Source organism: Planomicrobium stackebrandtii (genome assembly GCF_030814955.1).
GTDB lineage: Bacteria > Bacillota > Bacilli > Bacillales_A > Planococcaceae > Planococcus > Planococcus stackebrandtii.
The window spans coordinates 86,608-105,669 of the sequence record NZ_JAUSWB010000006.1; the positions used below are offsets into that span (position 1 = coordinate 86,608).

Consider the following 19,062-nt stretch of genomic DNA (forward strand, 5'->3'; position numbering starts at 1 on the left):
GCGAAACGGTGTTTCTTCAGCCGTACAGCTGGAGTGACTTATGACCCTAGGACCTGGGCGCTGGAGTCTGGACAATGAAGAAATGCGGAGGAAGTCGTGTAGCCCGACAAAGAAAAACGCAAGCACCCATTTCCCTCTGGCACCTGCGTTTGAACAAATATTAATCACTGATAATAGCCATCCAGTTCTTTTCGCAAAGCTGCTTTGAGGAATTTCCCGACGGAAGTTTTCGGCACTTCTTTCAAAAAGACCACATCGTCCGGAACCCACCATTTGGCGAATTGGCTCTCCAGATAGGTCAGCAATTCCGCTTTCATCGCCTCATCTTCAGCATGCCCTTCTTTTAGGACGACACAGGCAAGGGGCCGTTCAAGCCACTTTTCATGAGGGATTGCGACAACTGCTGCTTCGAAAACGGCGCCATGGGTCATCAGCGCATTTTCCAGATCAACCGAGGAAATCCATTCGCCGCCGCTCTTGATCAAGTCTTTTGTTCGGTCCGTCAACTTGATATAGCCGTCCGGCTCAATGACGGCAATGTCACCCGTATAAAGCCAGCCGTCTTTAAAAGCGTCTTCGGTCCGTTCGTCCTTATAATATTCATTGGCGATCCATGCACCTTTGACATTCAGTTCGCCCATCGTTTCGCCGTCCCAAGGAGCCTCACCGTTTTCGTTGACGATTCGCACTTCCAGCCCCGGCATCGGCAATCCTGCCATTGACCGGCGTTCGATGCGCTCATCCATCGTCATATCGGCCATTGCAGACGTTGTAATAGCCAAACTGACAAGCGGTGAAGTTTCCGTCATGCCATATCCGGTCACAAACGGCACAGCGTATTTTTCTTCAAATGCCCGGATCAACCCTTTCGGCGAAGCTGATCCGCCGCAGATGATCATCCGCAGCGTTTCAATGTTGCGCGGGTTGGCTTCCAGCTCTTTGAGAACGCCCAGCCAGATAGTCGGGACACCGGCAGTCAACGTAACTTTTTCCGATTCGATCAAATCCAGCAGCATGCCAGGAGCAAACCCTGGTCCCGGCAATACTTGCGTAGTGCCGAACAGGACACTTGCAAACGGCAGCCCCCATGCATTGGCATGGAACATCGGGACGATGGATAATGCAATATCGCGTTCAGACAAGCCCATTGCATCGGACATGCCGAGTGCATAACTGTGCAGCACCAATCCCCGGTGTGTGTAGACGACGCCTTTCGGATTGCCGGTCGTCGCCGATGTGTAGCACATGCCAGCCGGCGTATTTTCGTCCAGATCTTCCGGGAATTCAAAACTGCCATCCTCTGCCGCCAGCAATTCTTCATACGAGTAAACATTTTCAAGCGACGTGTCCGGCAAATCCATCCCGTCTTTCATGACAACAAAATGCTTGACCGATTTCAGCATCGGCGCCAGTTTTTCAATCAACGGGAACAAGTCGTGGTCGACCAACAAGATTTCATCTTCGGCATGGTTGATGACGTAGGCAATATGCTCTGGTGACAGGCGGATATTAATCATATGAAGAATGGCACCCGCTCCCGGCACCCCAAAATACAGTTCCAGGTGGCGGTGATGATTCCAGGCAAAACTTCCGACTTTCGTACCGTGCTTCATACCGATTTTGCTTAAAGCAGCAGCCAATTTGCGTGTGCGTACCGCAAACTCTTTATAGGAAATACGGTGAATCATATTTTCTCCGGTTCGTGAAACAATCAATTTTTCCGGAAAGTAGCGCTCTGCTCTTTTTACGAAAGATGATAATAATAACGGCGAATCCATCATGTCACATCTGACTCCTTTTTCGTTTTATTTCGCTCAATGAAAAACGGGTGCTTGTGCCGCTCATGAGCCTTTAATACAGGCGCGAGGCAGGCATCCACTTGGAGCGAAGCCCCGTACCATTCCTGCCAGTCTTTTGATTTGAAAAATGCTGCGACTTCCTGGTGTTCTGGACTTCCCAATGGCTTTTCTCCCCACTTTACCCAATCCGGCCGGTGGGCAAAGTGGCAAAAAACCTGCCAAAACTTGTCTTCTAATGCCCCTAAAGTTATGTAGCGCCCGTCTTTTGTTTCGTAAATGGCGTAGCTGATCCGGGCGCCGCCGATTTCCGGGATGCCGCTATCTGAAACACCGGCTTCGTGGTAGATGTCATGATTGCCGAGAAATTCCGCCATGACTTCAGCCAAAGCAATATCCAAGTATTGCCCCTTTCCAGTGCGGAACTTTTTCAATAGCGCAGCAAGCAGCTGTTCTGAAGCGATCAAACCTCCAGTAAAATCAGCGAAGGTATTCGTTGGATGAATGGGCCTGCCAGAATCATCGCTTAATTGCTCCAAGGCACCTGACAAAGCCATATAGTTCAAGTCATGGCTTCCCAATTCCGCCATTTCACCTGTTTGGCCATAACCTGATAGCGAGCAATAAACCAAATCCGGCTTAACCGTTTTTAGGCTGTCATAATCCAGACCCAGCTTCTTCATGACACCCGGCCGGAACGTCTCAATCAACGCATCTGCACCTTTGACCAAATCCATCATTTCCAGACGGCCTTCCGGAGATTTCAAGTCGATATGAACAATCGTTTTGCCACGATTGTTCGCCGCATGGACGTGCCCTCCACTCATATAGCGGGCAGGGTCGCCGTCTGGCGGCTCTATTTTAATGACTTCTGCACCCAGTTCAGCAAGCCGCATTCCCGCATAAGGCCCGGGAACATAATAAGTGACATCCAGGATCCGTACACCTTTTAGTGCATCTTTCATTTACAGCCCCATCCGCTTGGCAATAATGGTTTTCATGATTTCATTGGAACCGGCATAGATTGCAGCTACCGGAATATCCCGGTACCGGCGCGCAATTTTATATTCTTCCATATATCCATATCCACCGTGCAATTGCATGCATTCTCCAGAAATCTTTTTGGCTGTGTCAGTCAGCCAGTATTTTGCCATCGATACCTTGGAAACAATATCTTTTCCAGCCATATGGTCTTCAATCAATGATTCCAAGAATGAGTGGCCCAGTTCGATTTCCGTCGCCATTTCCACCAGTTTGAACTGCGAATTCTGAAACGAGCCAATCGGCTTGCCGAATGCTTTTCTTGACTTTACATATTCCAACGTCATTTCAAGCATATCCTCAGAAGCCACCTGTGCCGCTAATGCGACTACCAGACGCTCCTGCTGCAGTTTTTCCATCAAATAGGTAAAGCCTTTATTTTCTTCGCCGATTAAATTCGAAGCAGGGACGACGCAATCCTCAAAATACAGTTCGGACGTATCCTGTGCATGAAGGCCTACCTTATCGAGCTTGCGCCCTTTCGTAAAGCCAGGCGTCCCTTCTTCTACCATCAAAAGAGAAATTCCACGGTGCTTCGGCTCTGCCTTTGGATCGGTTTTTACGACCACCAGCACCAACGTCGAATTGATGCCATTGGTGATGAAGGTCTTCTGGCCATTGACAATATAGTCGTCACCCTCCCGCACAGCCGTAGCCGATATATTCGCGAGATCAGATCCGGCTCCCGGTTCTGTCATGGCGATGGCTGTGATGTGGTCGCCAGAAATGCAGCCCGGCAGCCAGCGCTGTTTTTGTTCCTCATTTCCATACGCTTCAATATAAGGGACGGTAATATCATTGTGCAGTCCGACCCCGGTCAGACTGGCACCTACTCGTTCCATTTCTTCTCCGATGACAACTGCGTAACGGAAATCAAGGCCAAGGCCGCCATATCGCTCTTCTACCTGCGGACTCAAGAAACCCATATCGCCAAGCTTTTTCCAGAACGACTTGGGGATTAGACGATCCCTTTCCCACTGGTCATAGTACGGGACCGCTTCTTTTTCTAGAAATTTACGCAAGGATTTTCGAAACATTACATGCTCTTCTTCTTCAAAACGGTATTTCGCCATCCTGTTCATCCCCCTTATTTCGGCTGCATCCGGATTGCTCCGTCGAGTCGGATTGTTTCGCCATTCAGCATCGGGTTTTCCGTAATGCTTTCCACCAATAGTGCATATTCGGCAGGTTTTCCGAGGCGCGCCGGAAACGGCACTGCTGCAGACAATGAAACGATTGCCGCATCTGGCAGCCCTTCCACCATCGGCGTCTCCATCAAACCGGGTGCAATCGCCATGACTCGAATCCCGTCTCTGGCAAGTTCCCGGGCAATCGGCAGGGTCATGGACACCACACCGCCTTTTGATGCACTGTAGGCCGCCTGTCCAATTTGCCCTTCGAAAGCTGCAACAGATGCCGTCGAAATGATGACTCCCCGTTCACCTTCTTGGTTTGGTTCGTTTTTCTGCATAGCAGCTGCCGCAATGCGGATAACATTAAAACTGCCAATCAAGTTTACTTTGACAACTTTTTCAAACTGCTCTAATGCCATCGGCGTACCTTTGGATAGCACTTTTCCGGGAGTGCCGATGCCCGCACAATTGACCACTAAGTCGATGCCGCCGAATTGTTCGAGCGTTTCGCTGATATTCTGTTCGACCTGTTTCGCATCCGTCACATCGGTTTCTTTATAGATAACCGACTCTTCGCCCAATTCTTGAATTAGCACCCTTGCCCGCTCCGCATTCAAATCAAAAATAGCCGCTTTACCCCCGCTTCCTGCTATACGCCGCACCGTTGCTTCTCCAAGCCCTGATGCTCCGCCCGTAACCACTGCTTTAACCTGTGAAAATTTCATCGTCATCCCCCTTAAGTCTCCAACCATTTTAAAGTCTTTCAATAATAGTGGCGTTTGCCATTCCCATGCCTTCACAGATTGCCAGCAGACCATAGCGGCTGTTGGAGCGTTCCAGTTCGTGCAGCAAGGACACCAGTAATTTGGTTCCTGTCGCACCAAGCGGATGGCCAAGCGCAATGGCGCCTCCGTTGACATTCAGCTTGTCGGGATCTCCCTCAATATCATGCAGCCATGCAAGCGGGACCGGCGCAAATGCTTCATTGACTTCATAGCGGTCTATGTCGCCGATTGTGAGACCTGCTTTTTCCAGTACTTTTTTCGTAGCCGCTATCGGACCTGTCAGCATTAAGGTTGGATCAGACCCGACCACCGTGCGAGCCAGTATCCGCGCTTTCGGCTTTAACCCCAGTTCCCGTGCTTTCTCAGCCGACATTAAAAGGACGGCAGAAGCACCATCACTCATTTGGCTGGCATTGCCTGCGGTAATCACACCATTCTCATCAAAGACAGTTTTCAGGCCACCCAGAACTTCCATCGTCGTTCCAGGACGCGGACCTTCATCAACAGCAGCAATTTGTGTTTCACCATTTTCTCCTTGAATTTCAATCGGCACAATTTCCCGCTCGTACCGTCCCGCCTGAATAGCATTTTGGGCTCGCTGATGGCTTTGCACCGCATAAGCATCAAGCTGTTCCCGGTTGAATCCCCATTTTTCAGCGATGCGTTCTGCGGACAATCCCTGGTTGATAATTTCGTATTGATCTGTCAGCTTCTCGCTCGGCGTTGCCCCTTGCATATTGGAAAACATCGGCACGCGTGTCATGCTTTCGACACCGCCCGCGATGACAATGTCCATGTCTCCCGACAAAATTGCCTGCGCCCCGAAATGTACAGCTTGCTGGCTCGATCCGCATTGACGATCAATGGTAACGCCCGGCACATGATCCGGAAAGCCGGCAATCAATGCCGCGGTGCGCGCAATATTGCCCCCTTGCTCACCCGCCTGCGAAACACAGCCCAAAATAATATCTTCTACATCACCTTTATCCAAGCCGGCACGCTTTACCAGTTCTTCCAGCACCAAAGCCGCCAGCTCATCTGGACGCGTTGAGGCAAAGAAACCTTTTCTCCTTCCAACAGGTGAACGAACTCCTTCTATAATTACCACTTCTCTCATACTCTTCACCTCACCACTTATTTTTGAATCCACTTTCATTTAGCTGAATTGAATGACTATTCACTCATTAAGATTATTGTACAAGAACCCTATGGCAAATGCTACAAGAAAAGCGCAGGCAGCCGTTAAGCTCCGACAAGCGCTGGAGGCCTTACCGGTAATGGCGGTCTTAGCCGTTGCCGGTAAGGCTGAAGCGACTCGAGGGGCTGGCTTGCCGGAGTCTGGACAATTAGAAAAGCGGAAGCACCCATGTAGCTCTGATGGGCATAAGACGAACCAGCGAAGTGGCGCACTTTGCCACACAGCTGGAGTGGCTTATGACCCTAGGACCTAGGCGCCGGAGTCTGGACAATCAGAAAAGCGCAGGCAGCCGTTAAGCTCCGACAAGCGCTGGAGGCCTTACCGGTAATGGCGGTCTTTAGCCGTTGCCGGTAAGGCTGAAGCGACTCGAGGGGCTGGCTTGCCAGAGTCTGGACAATCAGAAAAGCGCAGGCAGCCGTTAAGCTCCGACAAGCGCTGGAGGCCTTACCGGTAATGGCGGTCTTTAGCCGTTGCCGGTAAGGCTGAAGCGACTCGAGGGGCTGGCTTGCCGGAGTCTGGACAATCAGAAAAGCGGAAGCGCCCATGTAGCTCCGACGGGCATAAGACGAACCAGCAACGCACTGGTCTGTACCACGCTTCAGTATTCTTGAACAAAAAAATTCCGCAGCTTTAGCCGCGGAATCGTTTCTTACTCTTCAATTAGCCCTTTTTCAATCAGGAACTCACGAGCAACATCGCTCGCTACTTCTTGGTCTACATCAATCCGCGAGTTCATGGCCAGCATTTCTTCTTCACTGATTTGCCCTGCCAATCCGCTCAATACTTCCTCAAGCTCCGGGTATTCTTCAAGTGTTTCCATTCGCACGACAGGCACCGCGTCGTATTTCGGGAAGAACGAAAGATCGTCTTCTGTAGTGGCAAGATCAAATAATTCAATGCGGCTGTCTGTTGTGAAAGCCGGAATGACATCGACTTCTCCACTTTGGACAGCTTCATACATGATGGCCGGATCAAAACTTTCCGTAGCTGAAAACTCAAATGGATACGTGGCGACGAGGTCATCAAAACCATCACCTTGACGTTCATAGAAAGGATGCGGTGCACCGAAACGCATAGTTTCTGATTTCGAGAGTTCCGCTAAATCCGAATACGTTTCTGCATTATAACCGCTGTCTTTTGAAAACGCCAAAGTATAGCCATTTTCAAAACCAAGCGGCTCCAGCCAAGTAGCCCCTAAAGTATCTTCATAGCCTGCTCTGACAATCTCCAGCACTTCTTCCGAGGTCTGTCCAGGCACTGATTCTTCCTTCAAGACATCTTTAAGTCCTGTCCCCGTATATTCCACGTACATATCGATGTCGCCATCCTCCAAAGCAGGAGTTAAAATCGCCACTTCTCCCAGGCCATCTTCGTACTCCACCGTGTATTCGGAATTCGCTTCAATATATTGCCCGAGAATATGAGGCAAAATATACTGCTCTGTCCATGGCTTGCCGCCGATTACCAGCGGTTCCGATTCACCTCCACCTGATCCGCATCCTGCAATGACCGCTGTTCCCGCCATTAAAATACCTAATGCCGCTTTCTTCATTCTAATTTCCCCCTATGTTTTTAAGCCTTTTGGTGTCGCTCTTTTTTCAATCCACTTCAAGATTTGATCAAATCCAATTGCCAGTAAAGCAACAGGAAGCGCACCTGCCAGTACTAACGAGTTATTATACGATTGCAAGCCACGGTAAATGATGTCACCCAAGCCGCCTGCCCCAACAAATGTGGCAAGTGTCGCGATTCCGACCGTCAATACCGTCGCTGTCCGAACCCCTGCCATGATAAAAGGCAATGCTAAGGGCAACTCAATTTGGCGCAAAATTTGCATCCGGGTCATACCCATTCCCCGGCCGGCTTCGATGGTCGAACCATCGACACCGACGATTCCAGCATAAGTGTTCCGCAGAATCGGCAGCAGCGCATAGATAATGAGTGCGATTAACGCAGTTGGAGAGCCGATTCCCAAAATCGGTACCAAAAAGCCGAACAATGCAAGGCTTGGTATCGTCTGGAAAACTGCCGTTACCCCAATAATCGGTTCAGCGTAACGGCGGTAGCGCGTAATAATAATTCCCAAAGGCAATGCAATGGCAATGCCGATTGCCACCGCCACAAATGACAGGTAGATATGTTCCAATAATGCACTGATAATCATATCTTGCCGGCTGACAAGGGTATCCAAAAAATTACTCATGCGAGTACCCCCGTTTCCTTAGCGAGAGCTGCTTTCAACAAATCACGGTCATTGGCATACGCTACAATTCGGCCATCCTGAATGATGGCCAAGTGATCTTGGCTGCTTCCATCCAGCTGAAAAAAAGCTTCTTCAATAGTGGAGTCAGCTGAAATCTTCTCAGCGTCTCCTGTCCATCCAGTAGAGAACAAGCCTAAAAACTCCAGCAATTTCCTTTCGCCGAATGTACGTTTTTGATTGATGCGCTCTACACCGATAAAGTTTCGGACAAATTCGTTTACGGGGTTGTCAACCAGTTCCTGCGGTGTTCCTGTCTGCTCAACTTGCCCGCCTCGCATTACGATAATGGAATCTGCAATTTTCAACGCCTCATCCATATCGTGTGTCACAAAAACGATGGTTTTCTTGATGGTTTGCTGGAGATTCCGGAGTTCGTCCTGTAGTTGTTCCCGGCTGATCGGGTCAAGTGCAGAAAAAGGTTCATCCATCAGTACAATGTTCGGGTCTCCAGCAAGTGCGCGAACTACGCCTACACGCTGCTGTTGTCCGCCGCTTAATTCAAGCGGATAGCGATCCATGTAAATGGCTGGATCCAGACCGACTAATTCAAGCAGTTCACGTACACGTTCTTCTTTTTTGGTTTTTGGCCACTCCAGCAACTTGGGTACCAGCGCCACATTGTCCGAAATCGTCATATGCGGAAACAGCCCAATACGCTGAATAACATAACCGATGGATCGCCGCAATTGAACTTCATCCATTCCGTTAATCGGCTTTTCATCAATATAGATGCTTCCGGCAGTCGGTTTTTCTAACTTATTGATCATTTTCATTAAAGTGGTTTTGCCGCATCCGCTAGGACCGATGATGGCAGTCAATTCATGAGTCGGCAGAACGAGTGAGATGTCTTTTAGCGCTTCTGTTCCATCAGGAAAGCGCTTCGTGACATTTTCAAATCGAATCATAGCATCCACTCCTTTCTGATTCTTTCAGCCTAGCTTTTTTATACCCTCTGGCCGACTTCTTTACTCCTTAAAGTTTTCACGGAATAATTACTGCTCTTCAAAAACCAGATGAACCGGGTTGGCAATCTGCACGAAGCCAATTTCCCTGTATATTTTATTGGCTGTGGCATTGCTCAGATCGGTGTAGAGCATGACAAAATCAAACTCCAGCAGCAGTTCGTCCGTGACTTCCGCGACCAAGGTCCGTGCATATCCCTTGCCACGGCATTCTTGGGGTGTGAATACGAAGGAAACTGTGATGCCATGTTTGGAAGGGCGCGCTTTTTTCATACAGGAAACGACCACTCCATCCACTTCCCACACGTAGACTTCCTTTCTTTCCAGAAATTCGGCAATCCGGTGTTTTGCTTGGGCCTGAGTAGAGCGTTTAATTCCCGTGTCCACTTCAAAGAGCCTATACCATTCCTCAAGAAGTTCCGAATCTTTTTTACTGGCAATTCGCCAAGTTCCATCGCTTTTGCGCAATCCTTTATTGACTGCATCAATACGGTATAGACCCTGGTCCATCAATACTGTTACCTGTTCTTCTGTCTGCTTAGTCCAAGCTTCCGCGAACATCCGGCTTGTTTGCTGTTCCCCGACCACTCCACTAATCTCTAATCCAAGATTCTGTAAATGTTCAGCGATTTCTTTTTCGATTCTGGGTATGCGCCGGAAAATCACCAGTTGCAAAGCATGCGGCGGCGTCATCAGACAAGCGCCGACAATTTCACCTTCGACTTCGGCAATAGCTAAAAAATACTCCTCATACCGGTTGGCTTGAATTTGGCCAAGAACCCCCAGGAACAAGCTGTATATGTCTTCATTCTTATAAAGCAAAGGTGCAACTCTTTCCGTAAACGCTGCTGAATCCGAGTAGATAAGCAATTCCATTTTTTCACGTCCATTTCTGTCGTAATTCCTCTTCATAAGTATTAGCTATATTATGGAAAATCTCCTGCCCATATCGATATTTCCTTTAATAAAAAAACAACGTTCTCCGAAGTTAAATCGGACACGTTGTTTTTCAATCGAATTATTCCAATTCCATTTGCTTTGTTTCAGTTCCTAAAAATGCCACTGCCATTGCTCCAATAAGGATAGAAACACAGAAAATCCCAAAAATCACATTGATGCCGATGTTGGCCGTGAGCATCGAACCGACTAAAAGCGGTCCGAGAACTCCGCCAATTCGTCCAAAAGATGCAGCCATGCCTGTGCCAGTTCCACGAATGACTGTCGGATACTGCTCTGGTGAGTATGCATATAAAGCTCCCCACGCGCCCAAGTTGAAGAACGACAGGAAAGCGCCTGCAACTATCAGTAAAGTGATGGTTTCCGCATTGCCGAACGCCAGAGCGCTGGCTGCCGTTCCGATCAAATACGTGACCAAAACGAATTTCCGGCCGGCGCGCTCGATTAGCCAGGCTGCCGAAAAATAACCCGGCAATTGGGCCAAAGTCATGATCAGTACGTATTGGAAACTCTGGATCAAAGTAAATCCTTTAAGCACCATGACACTTGGCAGCCATAGGAACATCCCATAATACGAAAAGACGACTGTAAACCATACGATCCATAGCATCAAAGTAGGACGTCTGTATTTTTTTGACCAAACTTCTTTGATATTGGTGGAAACTGATCTTAGCACATTCTTTTTCGCAGAAAACTGCGGCGAATCAGGCAAGTTGATGCGTAGGTACAATGCATAAAATGCCGGTAAAGCCGTTAACAGCAAAGCGACGCGCCAGCCATAGGACGGAATGATGAAATACGAAATAACTGCAGCAACCAGCCACCCAGCTGCCCAAAAACTTTCCAAGAGGACGACGACACGGCCCCGTTCTTTTGCCGGCACACTTTCTGAAACTAAGGTGGATGCTACCGGCAGCTCACCGCCCAATCCCATTCCTACGAAAAAACGCAGGACCAAAAACGCAGCAAGCGTCGTTGTGAAGGCAGAGATTCCGCTGGCAATTGAAAACAGCAGCAAAGTGATGATGAAGATTTTCTTCCGGCCCACACGGTCTGCATAAATGCCGAAGACAAATGCACCGACCGCCATCCCGATCGAGTTGACACTGCCAATCCAGCCCATTTCACTGGAAGTTAAACCCCAATCTTCATGCAAGGCTGCAATAACAAAAGCTAAAATTCCGACATCCATGGCATCGAAGAGCCAACCCAGCCCCGCGACCCACAATAACTTATTTCTTGAAATAGTACTTGGACTTTTCTCAACTACGGTCGACATTGTCATTCTCCTTGTCTTTACACATGTATAGTACTGTCTTTACACCACTATACGCTTATGGCGAATTAGTGACAAGCCCCGTAGGAAAAGTCTGTTTTTTCTAATAAATTGTAATTGACGATGGTGAAATAGCAGCGATCAAAGATGATCAATTCAGCTTATATCTATAGGCAGTTCCAAAGAAATCAACTTTTATCCATCTATGAAGATTAACCGGAAGAATTATTTGTGGTGGAAATAATCGCTGCATTGATGCTGACCATCATCGCTGCTTGCTGTGCTTGCATCAAGGTTTCCAGCGAGGTAGAGAACGTCATGGCAGAGATATCCTGAACTTCTAAATTATCCACCATCGCCTGCTGAACAGCGGTCGAAAAAGCCATGTCCTTGTACCAACGGAAAATCTTGGTTTTTTCCAGTTCACGGGTGTTTTCTGCAATCTCCCTCAGTGCCACGCCATCCACTTGTGTCACCGCTAAAAAACCAAGAACAGGATATTGTGCCAGACGGATTTTTATTTTTTCATCTTTAAAAAATTGGTGGATCGCCAGTACCCGCCCCACCATTTTGGGATCATACGCAGGAGAATCAAAAGTCATAATTTGCGACAGCCATTGCAGGTCATTGCCCATGGTAAAGCCTTGCTCGCGAAGATCGCGGTAATACATATTCATGGTCGCTGCCCGCTCTTCAAGCAGACCTTCTCTGCTGCCTAGCAACGCTGCGTATGGGATGTCTTCGTTTGACGTCAGGAACTTGTGGTGCTTTTTCATCTCTTCGTACAATCCCTTTGTCCGTTCGGCTTCTTCCGGTTTCTGCATCAGCAGAGCTGCCAAGTACGTATAGGAAGTTTTCCAAAATCCCGCGTTATTCAACTCTTTCTGATTTTGATTGACCAGCTTCAATGAACTTTCCGCATCTTCCTCTTTCATCACCATAAAAGCTGCTGCTATATGGAGCAAGTGGGAGCGCAGAGGTGAAGTCCACCCCTCGGTCTTTTTAATGACCTCAACTGCTGCTTCATGCGCTTTCGCATCGAATGTCTGGTTACGCGATAAATATATATTCGCAACAGCCAATGCAATTCGTTTGTCTACGGCCCATCCCGTTACTTTTGACACTTCCGAGAAAGTTTGTTCGATCTGTTTAATATCCATAGAAAAAGCCTCCTTTTCTCTCTATTACGAGAAAAGGAGGCTAAAAGTTCCAAGATTAGACGATTAATACCAAGCTGACAGCCATTACCGCCATACCCGCCACCAGTCCGTAGATGGACAAGTGGGCTTCGTCGTAGCGTTTCGCAGCAGGCAATAGTTCATCCAGTGAGATAAAGACCATAATGCCAGCTACTCCAGCGAATATAATTCCAAACAGGGTGTCGCTGAGAAATGGCATCAGGAACAGCCACGCCGCAATCGCTCCGATCGGTTCTGAAATCCCTGAAAGAAAACTGTATTGAAAAGCCTTTTTCCGGCTCCCGGTTGCATAATAAATCGGAACCGAAACAGCGATCCCTTCCGGAATGTTGTGAATTGCTACCGCAATAGCGATGGCGATACCAAGGGTAGGGTCCTGCATCGCTGACATAAATGTCGCGATCCCTTCCGGAAAATTGTGAATGGCGATTGCCAGTGCCGTGAAAATACCCATCTTCCGCAGCCGTGCATATTCATCATTTGTCGGACCATCATCCATGTCCTCAACCGTTTTGACTTCATGCGGATTGCCTAATTGGGGCAAAATCCGATCCAATACCGCCATGAAAATCATGCCGCCGAAAAATCCAGCCAAGGTCAGCCAGTAGCCCATGCTTTCGCCATGGGCACCGGTCAAGGAGTCTTTTGCTTTAACAAAAATTTCAATCATGGAAACGTAAATCATCACTCCGGCTGAAAAACCCAATGAAATCGATAGGAATTTTGTGTTGGTACGGGATGCAAAAAATGCGATCAAACTGCCAATCCCAGTGGCCAGCCCGGCAAAAAGAGTTAATCCAAGCGCAAATAAGACTGTACTGTCCATAGACATGCCTTCCTTCCAATTCTAGTGAATATGGTTATTGTACGCCAAAAGTTTCCTTTGCGCAACTTTTTTTAACATGGAAAGATTTTCTACTATTCATTTATTTTATCTTACCAAGAAGGCCTTTCAGTTTCTGCCAATCTCCATCTTTCAATGCACGGACAGGCGGATTATAAAACACACTGGCCGGATGAAATGTAGGAAAAACATGATAAATTTCAGCAGTTTCTTTAAAGACCCCTTCCTCCTCATTCCAATATAAAATCGGCGTCTCCATTAAAACGCCGTGAAGTTCAGTAACTTTTGCCTTTGGGCCGATCAACCGCTGCAGCCCAACATTGCCTAAAGTCACAATCAGCGGGGGCCAGACATCCTGAATCTCCGTATCCAATATTGGTGCATGTGCAATAATTTCCTTTTTGGTCGGTGCCCGGTTGTACTTTCTTTCAACGGTCTCTCCATTGCGCTTTTTCTTGGTCCCCCACTTATAAGGCCTGCTTCGCACCGCACTTGTAATATAGACATCTTCCCTTGCTAAACCAACACTTTCAAGAGATGCCATCAACTCTTTTCCAGCCCGTCCCGTAAAAGGAATGCCAGTTTCCACTTCGTTTTCTCCCGGCGCTTCTCCTACCAGCATAATAGCCGGATTGGCAGGTCCGCTTCCCCAGACAAATCCCTCGACAGGATGCCCTTCTATTCTTTTTTTTCCTAGTTCAGCCAGCTCTTTTGAAATTTTATACATCCAGTTTCACCTCAACTATTTATTTTCATGTAAGGAAATCTAACATGAAATGAAAATAACTCTTGCATTTTCAGAAAATATAAACTAATATGTTAACAAACCTAACATTAAGGAGGAAAAGACATGAAAAAGATTGAAACGATTATTCGGCCCTCGGTTTTCGCGGATGTTCGCCAAGCTTTGGCGCTTGAAGGAATAGACGGTTTGAGTGTAACGGAAATTGCGGGAATCGGAAAGCAGGAAGGCCGAGTCGGTTTGTTCCGAGGCAACGCCTACACAATGGAATTTTCTCCAAAATTGAAATTAGAAATGGTAGTGGATGACGACAAAGTCGAAGATATCATCCAAGCTTTACTGGAATATGCCTCAACCGGCCAAGTCGGAGATGGCAAAATTTTCATTTTGCCGGTTGAAGAAGCGATAAGAATCAGAACAAAAGAACGCGGCGTCGTCGCGATTGGATAAGGAGGAGATTTGATGGAAGCAGTTCAAAGTTCAGTAGATATGTTATGGGTGATGCTCGGGGCTATGCTGGTATTTTTCATGCACGCAGGATTTGCCATGGTGGAGTCAGGCTTTACACGATCTAAAAATACCCTGAATATTTTAATGAAAAACATGATCACTGTTGCACTTGGGTCGATTCTTTATTTTATCGTCGGATACGCTCTTATGTTTGGCCCGTCAGCTTTCGGATTAATCGGCACAGAAGGATTTGCTTTATCAGGGGTTGAAGACATTGGATTCTTCGTCTTCCAGGCTGTTTTTGCCGCTACTTGTGCGACGATCATTTCGGGAGCTGTAGCTGAACGGATGCATTTATCCGCTTATATTTTGTTGACAATCGCTATGACTGCAGTCATTTACCCTGTCGTTGGACATTGGGTATGGGGCGGTGGCTGGCTGTCACAAATCGGCTTTATTGATTTTGCTGGATCAACGGTGGTGCATTTAACCGGTGCAGTAGCTGCATTTATTGCCGCTTGGAAAATCGGACCCCGCATCGGAAAATACAGCGGCAAGTCGGTCAATACAATTCCCGGCCACAGTTTACCGCTTGGCGCATTAGGGGTTTTCATCCTTTGGCTCGGCTGGTTCGGATTTAATGGAGGCAGCACCTTGGCAGCTGACCCTGCTCTCGTACCTCCCGTAATCGCTAATACGCTATTGGCAGCATCTGCCGGGGTACTCGCCACCGCCGGATATACACGCTTGCGCTATGGCCGCATCGATGCTTCGTTAACTATGAACGGCGCGCTTGCTGGACTGGTCGGCATTACCGCAGGTGCAGCAAACGTTTCTCTTGTTGGCGCAATTGTCATCGGTTTGATAGCCGGGGTCATCATGACCGAAGCTATCCGTTTGCTGGATTCCAAAATTCGTGTCGATGATCCGGTCGGAGCTATTTCCGTTCACGGTATTGCAGGTATCTGGGGGACGCTTGCAGTCGGCTTGTTCGATACTACTGGCGGGTTGCTTTACGGTGGCGGAGCAGAGATCCTCGGACTCCAGGCAGTCGGAATTCTGGCGGTAATTGCCTGGGCTTCCATTTCCACTGGATTGGTATTGTTCGCTATCGGCAGCATTGTATCTCTTAGAGTTACTGCTGAGGAAGAAGAAGTCGGCTTGGACTTTTCAGAGCATGGCTCTCAGGCATACTCCATGCAGGATGTCCTGCTCGGTTCACCGACTGGCAGCAACGACTCATTTGCGCACCGGCTGAACCAGCTGGGCGATGCACCTACTTCCCAAAAATCAACTTCCTAGCCAAAGCGAAAAAGAGGAATTTCCGGTTACTCCGGAAATTCCTCTTTTTCTCGTTCTGCAGCCCTTTTTCGGAACTGTCGTTCACGCAGTTCATACCAGACGGCTATTGCCACAAACCAGGCATAGCCAGCAAAAAGGCCAGCAGTAATATCAGAAAAGTAATGTTCTCCCCCCGCCACTCTCGATAAGGCAACAAGTACGGACAGCGCAACAGCGGCCAGCCATATGAAAGCTTTGATCTTTCGTGAGGCACTGGCTTCCGAGAGAAAATAAGCCAGCGTAAACAAGTACAACAAGCCAACCATCGCATGATTGGATGGGAAACTGAAAGATTCCAAACCATGCTGCAAATCCGGACGCGGGCGCTCGAACCATTCTTTCATTAGCTGGTTCAGCACATTTCCCACGCCAACAGCCAGAAAGACGAACAGCATTCCGCGGTAGTTTTTTCGGAACAGCCACAGATAGATGAGCAGCACCAGACTTACACCCGCTATCATCCATGGTTCTCCTATAAATGACATGCTGTCGAGCAGCCTCTGACCGCCTAACAGCTCTGCCGCTTGCTGATCGATTTGAATAATCGCTTTTTCAGGGTAATTAACAAGTATGGCAAAAAAACCGAGCAAGGTCGCTATTGCCAATGGATAAAAAAGATGCCTCATGACATACACCCTCTTTCCTTATTACTTACAGTTTATCATAAGCAAAATGAAAAGCCCGCTCGCCATGTCAGCGAACGGGCCCAATTTCCAATTTAGTTATTGAAGCTCCAGCACACCATCTACCATTTTATAGACTTTGTCGCAATAATCGACCAGACGAATATCGTGCGTCACCACAATTGTCGTTGTTTTTTTGCTTTTTGTTTCTTCCTTCAATAATTCCATTACTTCATACGCGCGGTCGGAGTCCAGAGATGCCGTCGGTTCATCCGCTAGAATAATGGATGGATTGCTGTACAGTGCTTTGGCAATCGCCACCCGTTGGCGTTCGCCTCCAGAAAGATCCGACGGGTATTTCCCACGAAGGTCACCAATTCCTAAATCCGTGTATAGCTGTTCCAGCTGTTCTTTGCTCATATTGTCTTTTTTCACTTTATCCAACAGCTTCAACTGCTTTTCCACGGTCAAGAACGGCACCAAATTGGAAGCCTGCAGAATAAATCCGATTTCTTTCAACCGAATTTTAGAAAGCTGTTTTTCATTTAACGTGGAAATGTTTGCGTTGTTGATCAAAACCTCTCCATTTGTCGGAGACAAGAGTCCGCCGGCAATCGTTAAAAATGTGCTTTTGCCGGATCCTGAGGGCCCAATGACCGCAATGAGCTCTCCTTGTTCTGCATGAAAATTCGTTTCTTTTAATGCATCTACTTTCTTGTGTCCTGTACCAAACGTTTTTTTTACCTGCTTCATTTCCAATACTGCCATGAGTTAACCTCCAATCGCTTTTAATGGATCAATTTTCACAATCGTCAGCACAGAGAAGACTGCGCCTAGAATAGCTACCACAATCAGAACCATCCCGTAAATGAGCATCGTCGGAATATCAAACGTTACCGGAACCGCACTTGGCAGAAAAGCACCTGTAAGAAGCGTCAGCCCGAGGCCCACTACTACACCAATCGCCGCTAAAATAGCTGTTTGTGCTATAACCGAGCGCGCCAGATAGCCGCTTGGAATTCCCTGTGCCTTCATAACGCCAAACATGCTGATTTTCTGGACAGTCAGGACGTAAAGGAATATCGCGACGATCACTGAGGAAATCACAAACAGGAAGTAAATCATAAAGTTTAACGTCAAACTTTGTTCTGTATAGCCAGGAAGGCTTTCAATGAAAGTTTCTGTCTCGATCACTGCCAGGTCCTCCTCATCGGTCACCGCGGCAAGATCAGCTGTCCGCACCACAAATCCGCTGATTTGGCGATCAGTTCCAGCTGCCTCTTCTCCAAACTTTACGCGCTCGAACGTTTCCACATCTGTATAAAGAACTGGCGCAGCGTTAAAACGCGCTTCATCTGTGAAGCCGACAATTTCCAGCGTTTCTTCTGTTGAAGATAAACTCAAAGTATCCCCTAGCCTGAAACCATCGTCTTTGAGAGAATCCCCGGCAATCACTTCGTTACCGCTGGTGAATGCCGATCCTTCTGTTACTTCCGGCATAATAAACTCACCGCTGTCGATTCCAAAAATCGACACGTTGGCTTTTTGGTCACCGGTTTGGGCAATGGCATTCAGCTGTCCGAGAACAGCCGTTTCATCAGCATCGATGCCGTCTACTAAATCGGCAGCAAAAGAAGATTGCGTCAAGCTTTGATCCGATTCCTCGGTCAGCACGATGGCATCCGCGTCCCATTTGTCCACGGCTTCTCTGTTTAGACTCGCCAGCCCATTTGCTAGACCGGATAAAAAGAATACCAGATAAGCGACCAGCATCAACACGCCAATTATCAATGTAAAACGCAGTTTATTTTTCATAATTTCGTTCCACGCCAAAAACATCTTTTCACTTCCTTTTCGTTGATTTAGATAAGTTGAACTAAAGATTCTGACTTGCTCCGTATCTTTTATGAATACAGCGAAAAATTTAAGTTTGCTTTGATTCCACTCCATCTCTTAGCGCCGGCGCGTCCAGTTCTTTAGTTTGATGCCTATAATTTTTATTACTTCCAATTATACTGCACTCACTTATACAATTCCTGTATAAACCTTATATAAATATAGTATTTATTGCGAATTTGTGAAAACTCATGAGAAAAGGCGAACCATTGAGGGTTCGCCTTTTCTTATCTTACAGCGTGAACGTGATAGGTGTTTTGAGATGATTCGATAATATGATCGGGTTTCGGTTTGCCGATATTGGCTTTGTGCCCTGCAATATGTTCAGGATTCTTCTCCCAATTTTTCCAGTCGCTTTCCGATTCCCAGCGCACATAGACGATCACTTCTTCATCGCCTCTGCGAACATTTTTCTTCAAAACAGTACGGTCAATATAACCCGGCTGTTTTTCAAGCTTGCCTTCGCCTGAGAAGCGAGCTAGTACAAGTTCCGACAATCCTTCTTTCACTACGATCCGTTTCATTTGCACAAACATGTGATCAGCTCCTTCATTCT

The 19,062-nt window shown here is 47.6% G+C and carries 19 protein-coding genes; 2 read left to right on the top strand and 17 right to left on the bottom strand.

The features are described 5' to 3' along the window. Positions 1-164: 164 nt before the first annotated feature. From QOZ98_RS12165 to QOZ98_RS12225, 13 genes are all read right to left on the bottom strand, one after another. On the bottom strand, positions 165-1,781 hold the full coding sequence (locus QOZ98_RS12165; RefSeq protein ID WP_308787701.1) for a long-chain fatty acid--CoA ligase: 1,617 nt from the start codon (positions 1,779-1,781) through the stop codon (positions 165-167). Beyond that, positions 1,778-2,761, bottom strand: a complete 984-nt coding sequence (locus QOZ98_RS12170; RefSeq protein ID WP_308787702.1) for a CaiB/BaiF CoA transferase family protein — start codon at positions 2,759-2,761, stop codon at positions 1,778-1,780. The genes QOZ98_RS12165 and QOZ98_RS12170 overlap by 4 nt, the downstream gene beginning before the upstream one ends. Further along, positions 2,762-3,910, bottom strand: a complete 1,149-nt coding sequence (locus QOZ98_RS12175) for an acyl-CoA dehydrogenase family protein (protein ID WP_308787703.1) — start codon at positions 3,908-3,910, stop codon at positions 2,762-2,764. A 14-nt stretch (positions 3,911-3,924) separates the two neighbouring features. Then, on the bottom strand, positions 3,925-4,695 hold the full coding sequence (locus QOZ98_RS12180; protein ID WP_308787704.1) for a 3-hydroxyacyl-CoA dehydrogenase: 771 nt from the start codon (positions 4,693-4,695) through the stop codon (positions 3,925-3,927). 28 nt (positions 4,696-4,723) lie between these two features. Further along, positions 4,724-5,872: a thiolase family protein gene (locus tag QOZ98_RS12185; protein WP_308787705.1), complete on the bottom strand. Its 1,149-nt coding sequence runs from the start codon at positions 5,870-5,872 to the stop codon at positions 4,724-4,726. 730 nt (positions 5,873-6,602) lie between these two features. Then, positions 6,603-7,505, bottom strand: a complete 903-nt coding sequence (locus tag QOZ98_RS12190) for a glycine betaine ABC transporter substrate-binding protein (RefSeq protein WP_308787706.1) — start codon at positions 7,503-7,505, stop codon at positions 6,603-6,605. 12 nt (positions 7,506-7,517) lie between these two features. Further along, entirely contained in the window at positions 7,518-8,156 is a 639-nt protein-coding gene (locus tag QOZ98_RS12195; protein WP_308787707.1) for an ABC transporter permease, read from the bottom strand. Beyond that, positions 8,153-9,121, bottom strand: coding sequence for an ABC transporter ATP-binding protein (locus QOZ98_RS12200; protein ID WP_308787708.1), 969 nt, complete (start codon positions 9,119-9,121; stop codon positions 8,153-8,155). The genes QOZ98_RS12195 and QOZ98_RS12200 overlap by 4 nt, the downstream gene beginning before the upstream one ends. 87 nt (positions 9,122-9,208) lie before the next feature. Continuing rightward, positions 9,209-10,054 carry a GNAT family N-acetyltransferase gene (locus QOZ98_RS12205; RefSeq protein ID WP_308787709.1) on the bottom strand — a complete coding sequence of 282 codons (846 nt, stop codon included), beginning with the start codon at positions 10,052-10,054 and terminating at the stop codon, positions 9,209-9,211. Positions 10,055-10,196: 142 nt separating this feature from the next. Next, positions 10,197-11,414 carry an MFS transporter gene (locus tag QOZ98_RS12210; RefSeq protein WP_308787710.1) on the bottom strand — a complete coding sequence of 406 codons (1,218 nt, stop codon included), beginning with the start codon at positions 11,412-11,414 and terminating at the stop codon, positions 10,197-10,199. Between the two features lie 209 nt (positions 11,415-11,623). Further along, complete coding sequence (locus tag QOZ98_RS12215) at positions 11,624-12,571, bottom strand: DUF4003 family protein (protein ID WP_308787711.1); 948 nt, start codon at positions 12,569-12,571, stop codon at positions 11,624-11,626. A 55-nt stretch (positions 12,572-12,626) separates the two neighbouring features. Further along, on the bottom strand, positions 12,627-13,436 hold the full coding sequence (gene zupT / locus QOZ98_RS12220) for a zinc transporter ZupT (protein ID WP_142827325.1): 810 nt from the start codon (positions 13,434-13,436) through the stop codon (positions 12,627-12,629). Positions 13,437-13,536: 100 nt separating this feature from the next. Next, positions 13,537-14,181 carry a uracil-DNA glycosylase gene (locus QOZ98_RS12225; RefSeq protein ID WP_308787712.1) on the bottom strand — a complete coding sequence of 215 codons (645 nt, stop codon included), beginning with the start codon at positions 14,179-14,181 and terminating at the stop codon, positions 13,537-13,539. A 123-nt stretch (positions 14,182-14,304) separates the two neighbouring features. On the opposite strand from QOZ98_RS12225, the gene QOZ98_RS12230 reads away from it, so the two are divergent. Together QOZ98_RS12230 and QOZ98_RS12235 are read left to right on the top strand one after the other, a co-directional pair. Beyond that, positions 14,305-14,646, top strand: a complete 342-nt coding sequence (locus QOZ98_RS12230) for a P-II family nitrogen regulator (protein WP_308787713.1) — start codon at positions 14,305-14,307, stop codon at positions 14,644-14,646. Positions 14,647-14,658: 12 nt separating this feature from the next. After that, positions 14,659-15,948, top strand: coding sequence for an ammonium transporter (locus QOZ98_RS12235; RefSeq protein ID WP_308787714.1), 1,290 nt, complete (start codon positions 14,659-14,661; stop codon positions 15,946-15,948). A 26-nt stretch (positions 15,949-15,974) separates the two neighbouring features. Here the strand turns inward: QOZ98_RS12235 and QOZ98_RS12240 are convergent, their stop codons facing one another. From QOZ98_RS12240 to QOZ98_RS12255, 4 genes are all read right to left on the bottom strand, one after another. Then, positions 15,975-16,613, bottom strand: a complete 639-nt coding sequence (locus QOZ98_RS12240) for a phosphatase PAP2 family protein (protein ID WP_308787715.1) — start codon at positions 16,611-16,613, stop codon at positions 15,975-15,977. Positions 16,614-16,709: 96 nt separating this feature from the next. Further along, positions 16,710-17,378, bottom strand: coding sequence for an ABC transporter ATP-binding protein (locus QOZ98_RS12245; protein ID WP_308787716.1), 669 nt, complete (start codon positions 17,376-17,378; stop codon positions 16,710-16,712). 3 nt (positions 17,379-17,381) lie between these two features. Continuing rightward, entirely contained in the window at positions 17,382-18,449 is a 1,068-nt protein-coding gene (locus tag QOZ98_RS12250; protein WP_308787717.1) for an ABC transporter permease, read from the bottom strand. Positions 18,450-18,733: 284 nt separating this feature from the next. Beyond that, on the bottom strand, positions 18,734-19,042 hold the full coding sequence (locus QOZ98_RS12255; protein ID WP_308787718.1) for an antibiotic biosynthesis monooxygenase family protein: 309 nt from the start codon (positions 19,040-19,042) through the stop codon (positions 18,734-18,736). Positions 19,043-19,062 lie beyond the last annotated feature (20 nt).

Excerpts from the sequence above, each read along its gene's own strand:
- QOZ98_RS12165 (WP_308787701.1), bottom strand. The coding sequence starts at position 1,781 with ATGATGGATTCGCCGTTATTATTATCATCTTTCGTAAAAAGAGCAGAG.
- QOZ98_RS12170 (WP_308787702.1), bottom strand. The coding sequence starts at position 2,761 with ATGAAAGATGCACTAAAAGGTGTACGGATCCTGGATGTCACTTATTAT.
- QOZ98_RS12175 (WP_308787703.1), bottom strand. The coding sequence starts at position 3,910 with ATGGCGAAATACCGTTTTGAAGAAGAAGAGCATGTAATGTTTCGAAAA.
- QOZ98_RS12180 (WP_308787704.1), bottom strand. The coding sequence starts at position 4,695 with ATGAAATTTTCACAGGTTAAAGCAGTGGTTACGGGCGGAGCATCAGGG.
- QOZ98_RS12185 (WP_308787705.1), bottom strand. The coding sequence starts at position 5,872 with ATGAGAGAAGTGGTAATTATAGAAGGAGTTCGTTCACCTGTTGGAAGG.
- QOZ98_RS12190 (WP_308787706.1), bottom strand. The coding sequence starts at position 7,505 with ATGAAGAAAGCGGCATTAGGTATTTTAATGGCGGGAACAGCGGTCATT.
- QOZ98_RS12195 (WP_308787707.1), bottom strand. The coding sequence starts at position 8,156 with ATGAGTAATTTTTTGGATACCCTTGTCAGCCGGCAAGATATGATTATC.
- QOZ98_RS12200 (WP_308787708.1), bottom strand. The coding sequence starts at position 9,121 with ATGATTCGATTTGAAAATGTCACGAAGCGCTTTCCTGATGGAACAGAA.
- QOZ98_RS12205 (WP_308787709.1), bottom strand. The coding sequence starts at position 10,054 with ATGGAATTGCTTATCTACTCGGATTCAGCAGCGTTTACGGAAAGAGTT.
- QOZ98_RS12210 (WP_308787710.1), bottom strand. The coding sequence starts at position 11,414 with ATGTCGACCGTAGTTGAGAAAAGTCCAAGTACTATTTCAAGAAATAAG.
- QOZ98_RS12215 (WP_308787711.1), bottom strand. The coding sequence starts at position 12,571 with ATGGATATTAAACAGATCGAACAAACTTTCTCGGAAGTGTCAAAAGTA.
- zupT (WP_142827325.1), bottom strand. The coding sequence starts at position 13,436 with ATGGACAGTACAGTCTTATTTGCGCTTGGATTAACTCTTTTTGCCGGG.
- QOZ98_RS12225 (WP_308787712.1), bottom strand. The coding sequence starts at position 14,181 with ATGTATAAAATTTCAAAAGAGCTGGCTGAACTAGGAAAAAAAAGAATA.
- QOZ98_RS12230 (WP_308787713.1), top strand. The coding sequence starts at position 14,305 with ATGAAAAAGATTGAAACGATTATTCGGCCCTCGGTTTTCGCGGATGTT.
- QOZ98_RS12235 (WP_308787714.1), top strand. The coding sequence starts at position 14,659 with ATGGAAGCAGTTCAAAGTTCAGTAGATATGTTATGGGTGATGCTCGGG.
- QOZ98_RS12240 (WP_308787715.1), bottom strand. The coding sequence starts at position 16,613 with ATGAGGCATCTTTTTTATCCATTGGCAATAGCGACCTTGCTCGGTTTT.
- QOZ98_RS12245 (WP_308787716.1), bottom strand. The coding sequence starts at position 17,378 with ATGGCAGTATTGGAAATGAAGCAGGTAAAAAAAACGTTTGGTACAGGA.
- QOZ98_RS12250 (WP_308787717.1), bottom strand. The coding sequence starts at position 18,449 with ATGTTTTTGGCGTGGAACGAAATTATGAAAAATAAACTGCGTTTTACA.
- QOZ98_RS12255 (WP_308787718.1), bottom strand. The coding sequence starts at position 19,042 with ATGTTTGTGCAAATGAAACGGATCGTAGTGAAAGAAGGATTGTCGGAA.